The 1,495-nt window shown below is 52.2% G+C and carries 3 protein-coding genes; all 3 read left to right on the forward strand.

Going from position 1 to position 1,495, the window contains the following annotated elements; translation table 11 throughout:
* The coding region (locus MJZ26_15140) for a hypothetical protein (GenBank protein ID MCQ2107110.1) at positions 1–186 on the forward strand (186 nt) is incomplete at its 5' end.
* 44 nt (positions 187–230) lie between these two features.
* Positions 231–935: a hypothetical protein gene (locus MJZ26_15145; protein MCQ2107111.1), complete on the forward strand. Its 705-nt coding sequence runs from the start codon at positions 231–233 to the stop codon at positions 933–935.
* Positions 936–1,032: 97 nt separating this feature from the next.
* Positions 1,033–1,350, forward strand: a complete 318-nt coding sequence (locus MJZ26_15150; protein ID MCQ2107112.1) for a hypothetical protein — start codon at positions 1,033–1,035, stop codon at positions 1,348–1,350.
* The last annotated feature ends 145 nt before the right edge of the window (positions 1,351–1,495 follow it).

Genomic DNA, 1,495 nt, shown 5'->3' on the forward strand with positions numbered 1-1,495 from the left:
CTGAGACCGGGCATTCTGGTTGATTCGGACAAGATCGCATTGGTTGTCAGAAGCAGCGGTTGCGCACAGATTTTAAAAGGAAAATATGCGCGGCGAAAGAGCTTGCTTGGCCCAAGCCCTTGGAAACTTACTCAACAGACGTATTTTCTGACACCGACGGGTAAGGTTCGTCTCGATAACCGATAGGACATATGAAATCACCGCTGTCGCGTTGACGAGCGGTACGGAATATGAATCGCTTTTGTAAAATCTGCTGGGGTGCTGCGAAAGTCGTTGCGGCGATTGTTGTGGTGGTCGTTGCTTTCGTTGCGCTTGTTATCGCCTTTGAACTGCCGGATGCGCGGCGGTTCAAGCGGTATTGCGAGTATCCGAACAAGGATGCGTTGCTGGCGGCAGAAGCGCAAAACGTGGTGAGCAGTACGGACTGCGTGCTCAACGGAACGAATGTGACGATTGTCAGCATGGGTCCGCTCGGCTTCTTGCCGTCGGGTTCGGCCATGCTCGTTTATGATGGGGAGGGCAAGCTGATTGATTGGACGGGCGATGAGGGCGAAAACGGGCGATTCCAGCGAAAATGGAGCAAGGTCTGGCGCACAGCGCGGCGTGAAGAAACGCATCGATGGCTGTGCGAGACACGTTTGCCAGAGATATTTCTTTATGCTCCTGCGACGATGGCGGAATTCGTGGCGTTCATGGAACAGGCGTCGAAGGATTATGATCGTCCTGACAAGCCGAAGGACAAACGGGGACTGAGATTCTACTGCAGTGACAAGGCGGGGAAAATTGTGTTTCCCCCGAAGCCGAAAAACGACCTGCCGATTGTCGAAACCTTGCCTGTCGCCGACATGTCGTTTTGGGATGCTCTGACGAACGCCTGCGAGCGGACTGGGTGCAAGGTTGACGTTTATGACGGAACCGTGGAGATTCACGAATGAAGGACTGTGCAATGGGGGTGGCGAAATGAGGAGGCTTTGCATAATTTGCAGATGCGGACTGAAAGCCGTTGCTGTAGTTTTTGGTGTTGGACTTTTGATGTCGGCAGTAGGGATGGGATATGTGGCCTATGAGCTTAACGGATATCGAATGGCGCGGGCACGCGCGGCGGAAGGGAATCGAGCGGTGGTTTTTTCGGAAGACGGCGTCCCTGTCTTTGGCGGTGATCTTGGGCCGACTGCCATGTGGATAACCGTTGGCGGCAAGCAAATCATGATCGAGCCGAAGTGGTCTCACATACTGGCACATGTTGCGATTTCTGCGCTGGAATTGATGGTAGGCGGTACGCTGATTTGGCTGACTTTTAAAAGAAAGCGCACATGTGTGGGTCGACGAGGAGATTTGTCGGTGCCGTGAAAATCACAACATCGGCTTTGCCATTTGCACGGATATCGGAAAACATGATATAATAAGTGCAAAAGACAAAGAGAATTTGTTGTTATGATTGGCAGAAAACAGTCGGACTATATCTTGAAGATGGCGAAAAGCTATCCCGTGGTCA

Source organism: Fibrobacter sp., assembly GCA_024398965.1.
Classification (GTDB): Bacteria; Fibrobacterota; Fibrobacteria; order Fibrobacterales; family Fibrobacteraceae; genus Fibrobacter.

Coding starts and splice junctions, on each gene's coding strand:
- MJZ26_15150 (MCQ2107112.1), top strand. CDS start 1,033: ATGTCGGCAGTAGGGATGGGATATGTGGCCTATGAGCTTAACGGATAT.
- MJZ26_15145 (MCQ2107111.1), top strand. CDS start 231: ATGAATCGCTTTTGTAAAATCTGCTGGGGTGCTGCGAAAGTCGTTGCG.